The following is a 372-nucleotide window of genomic DNA, read 5'->3' on the forward strand; positions in this document are numbered from 1 at the left end:
TGGCCTGCACCAAGGCCGCACGCTGCTGATCGTTCAACCTCGACTGCTGACCGGGAGCCTTGCCGTCGATCAGCCCCTGGGGACCCCGTTCGTTGAAGCGCATGACCCAGTCCCGAATGATCTGGAGCGTGACATTGCCGAGCCGGGCTGCATCTGACCGCGAGCCGCCGTCGTAGATCAATGCGAGCGCCAACAAGCGTCGTACCTGGGCGGCATCCTTCGACTGCCGCGACAGACGCCGGAGACCTTCTCCATCAAAATCTTCACGTAACGAAATCCCCGGTCGCATCGTAAACCTCCAGTTTGCCCCAGAGATTCAGATTCACCGCGTTTTGGGAAGGCCAAAGAGTCGAGGTCAGCGAGTTGGCGTAT

The 372-nt window shown here is 60.2% G+C and carries 1 protein-coding gene; it reads right to left on the minus strand.

Annotation, left to right across the window (positions count from 1 at the left end):
- On the minus strand, positions 1 to 289 hold a 289-nt coding region (locus tag AB4048_RS29030; protein WP_442205380.1), incomplete at its 3' end, for a helix-turn-helix domain-containing protein.
- Positions 290 to 372 lie beyond the last annotated feature (83 nt).

It is taken from the genome of Rhizobium sp. RAF56, assembly GCF_052113965.1.
In the GTDB taxonomy this organism is placed as follows: domain Bacteria; phylum Pseudomonadota; class Alphaproteobacteria; order Rhizobiales; family Rhizobiaceae; genus Rhizobium.